Source organism: Streptomyces sp. 8P21H-1, from assembly GCF_013302945.1.
This window is the reverse complement of record NZ_JABTYA010000075.1, coordinates 1-3,097: the sequence shown is the minus strand read 5'-3', so window position 1 is coordinate 3,097 and position 3,097 is coordinate 1. Positions and strand designations below refer to the sequence as shown.

3 protein-coding genes are annotated in these 3,097 nt (G+C 73.7%); 1 reads left to right on the top strand and 2 read right to left on the bottom strand.

Features of this window, described 5'->3' with window-relative positions; all coding sequences use genetic code 11:
- Nucleotides 1–215 precede the first annotated feature (215 nt).
- Nucleotides 216–1,130 carry a hypothetical protein gene (locus tag HO151_RS01510; RefSeq protein ID WP_173894332.1) on the bottom strand — a complete coding sequence of 305 codons (915 nt, stop codon included), beginning with the start codon at nucleotides 1,128–1,130 and terminating at the stop codon, nucleotides 216–218.
- A 170-nt stretch (nucleotides 1,131–1,300) separates the two neighbouring features.
- Nucleotides 1,301–2,095, bottom strand: a complete 795-nt coding sequence (locus tag HO151_RS01505; RefSeq protein ID WP_173894331.1) for an RNA polymerase sigma factor SigF — start codon at nucleotides 2,093–2,095, stop codon at nucleotides 1,301–1,303.
- A 327-nt stretch (nucleotides 2,096–2,422) separates the two neighbouring features.
- Here HO151_RS01505 and HO151_RS01500 point away from each other — a divergent pair, with 327 nt between their 5' ends.
- Nucleotides 2,423–2,980, top strand: coding sequence for a type 1 glutamine amidotransferase domain-containing protein (locus HO151_RS01500; RefSeq protein ID WP_173894330.1), 558 nt, complete (start codon nucleotides 2,423–2,425; stop codon nucleotides 2,978–2,980).
- Nucleotides 2,981–3,097 lie beyond the last annotated feature (117 nt).

The following is a 3,097-nucleotide window of genomic DNA, read 5'->3' as shown; positions in this document are numbered from 1 at the left end:
TCGGTGTGCGCGCCGGCCGCGGCGGCGGCGAGACCGGGCGGCAGGGGCAGGCCGTGGCCGGGCGGGGGCGGCCCGTACCGGACCGGCCCGTGCCCGTAGCCGTACCCGTGTCCGTGCCCGTGTCCTTCCGGATCGGTCCGCCGCATCTGTGCACCTCCGCGCAGTGTTCCCGGGGGCCGGGTCCGGGTCCGGGGCCGGTGACCCGTTCCGCCGCCTCAGCCGCGTGAGGACGGCTCCCGCCTGCGCAGCCTGTGGACGGCCGCGCCGAGCGCGCCCGCGACCAGGACACCGCCGGAGACCAGGGCGAGCGCGGAGTCGTCGAAGGCGCCGCCCGTGCCGGCGTGCACCCCGTGCCGGGCCGCCGTGCCGTGGCCCCGGAGGGACACCGTGAAGGACGCGCTCCACTTCTTTCCCGCGCCGCCGTGCGCCGTCGGGCAGACGCCGCCGACGCTCCACTCGGAGGTTCCGCCGGCGCCGTCGGGTCCGCCCTCCCCGAAGTCGGCGGCGGGTGCGACGCGGGCGGTGCCGCTGTAGACGGTACGGCTCCCCGGCCCGTCGTCGCCCTTCGGGTCGTCCGTGCCGGCCGGGTCGTCCAGGACCGCGGAGCCGTCCGAACCGACCGGGTTCCCGTCGGCCGTGGAGTCGTCACCGGTCGCAGGATCCCCACCGGTCGCAGGATCCCCACCGGCCACGGGATCCCCACCGACCACGGAATCCCCCTCGGCCATGGGATCCCCCTCGGCCATGGAGTCCTCGCCGATCACAGGATCCCCGCCGTCCGCGGAGTGCTCGTCGGCCGACGGGTCTGCCATCCCCGCCGGATCCTCCATGCCGGTGTCCGCCGGGTCGTCCGCCCTCGTACCCGCCGGGTCCTCCGCGTCCTTGGTGCCGTGCCTGTGCAGCCGGACGGTGCCGCGTTCGAAGGCCCGTGAGGTGGCGTCGACGGTCTCGGGCGGGTGCCCGCCGGAGGTCTCGCACGAGACGGAGACGGTGACCGTACCGCCGGGGGCCACGGTGCGCGGGCTGACCTCGGCCCCCGGGTCAGCGGTCGCGGCCGTCGCGGCGGTGCCGAGTACGAGGCTCGTGAGGGCGGTGGCGGACAGTGCGCGAGCGGTACGGCTCAGCGGCATGGGCTCGGTCTCCTTCGGCCGTCGGCGGGGACCCCCGCGCCCGGGTACGGCGGCGGAGGCGGAGCACGGCCTGCATGCCCCGCAGCCCATCAGAGCCCGCGCCCGGCCGGGGCGCGCGCGGCCGGACACCATTCGTGCCACGCGGACACCCGGGCGGGTGACACCGGACGTCAGACGGCGTCCTGCATGATCTGCTCCCGCAGCCGGCTGCAGCAGCGGCTGATCAGCCGGGAGACGTGCATCTGGGAGATGCCCAGTTCCTCGGCGATGCGGCTCTGGGTCATGTCGTCGAAGAACCGCATGTAGAGGATGGCCCGTTCGCGTTCGGGCAGGGCCTCCAGACGGGGCTTGACCGCCTCGCGGTCGACCACGACGTCCAGGGCGGGGTCGGCCGAGCCCAGCACGTCGCCGAGCGAGTATCCGTCGTCGCCGCCCGGCAGTTCGGCGTCGAGGGAGAGCGCCGTGAAGCTCTCCAGGGCGCCCAGACCGGTGCGTACGTCGTCCTCGCTCATGTGCGCGTGTTCGGCGATCTCGGCGGTGGTGGGCTGCCGGCCGGAGATGGTCTGGGCCAGGTCCTGACGGGCGAAGCGGACGCGGTTGCGCAGGTCCTGGACCCGGCGCGGTACGTGCAGGGTCCACATGTGGTCCCGGAAGTGGCGCTTGATCTCACCGGTGACGGTCGGCACGGCATAGCTCTCGAACGCGTTGCCGCGCTCGGGGTCGTAGCGCTCGACGGCCTTGACCAGGCCGAGTGCCGCGACCTGCCGCAGGTCGTCGAAGTTCTCGCCGCGGCTCCGGAACCGGCCGGCGAGCCGCTCCGCCATGGGCAGCCATGCCTCGGTGATCCGGTCGCGGAGTGCGTCGCGCGCCCGGCCCGGGGGCAGTGCCGCGAGCCTGCGGAAGTCCTCGGCGGTGTCGGGGGCGTCGTCGTGCGGATGGTGCCTGGCGCTCGCCTGAGTACGCATGATGAAGGCAACTCTCTGCAGGGGTGCTCGGTTGGACGGTCAACCGCGGGAGCGCACCCTGAGCCGGACGGGCACACCCGTGGGCGGGGTCGGAACCACTCCCACGGACGTGCCTCCTGTCCGAAGCACTGAGTGTGCGCCTGCCCCTCCTCCTCCGGGGCAAACACCCGGGGTTGCCCGGACCCGTGGGAGCGCGGTGGCCACCGCGTCCGGGCCCCCGGACGCTTGACCCGCCGTGTCAGGGGTACTGCGGACGACGTCACCGGGACGGAACCGCCCGGAGAGGGACACAGAAAGACACGGAGAGAGAAAGGACTGGAAACCCCTATGCGTATCGCGTTTCTGATGGCGCCGGAGGGCGTCGAGCAGATCGAACTCACCGACCCCTGGCACGCCGTCGTCGACGCGGGCGGCGAGCCCGTGCTGGTGTCGACCGAACCGGGGCAGATCCAGGCGTTCAACCATCTGGACAAGGCGGACGTGTTCCCCGTGCAGCAGGTGGTGGGCGAGGCCTCGGCGGACTCCTTCGACGGCCTGGTGCTGCCCGGCGGCGTGGCCAACCCGGACGCGCTGCGCATGAACGGGGAAGCCGTCTCGTTCGTCCGTGACTTCTTCGAGCAGGGCCGTCCGGTCGCCGCGATCTGTCACGCCCCGTGGACGCTCATCGAGGCCGACGTGGTCCGCGGCCGCACGCTCACCTCGTGGCCGAGCCTGCGTACGGACATCACCAACGCGGGCGGCACCTGGGTCGACGAGCAGGTGTCGGTCTGCGACGCGCAGCCCGCCACGCTCATCACCAGCCGCAAGCCGGACGACCTCAAGGCGTTCTGCGAGGCGTTCGTGCCGGAGTTCCAGAAGCAGCACCGGTCCGCGACGCGGGGCTGATCCCGCGCGTCCGGCCTGACGGCCCGCCGCTCGTCGAGCGGCGGGCCGTCAGGCCGTCCGGCTCGACGAGCGCTAACCGGCCTGGTCGGGCTCCTGCGGCTGCGGCTGGTCGGGGTC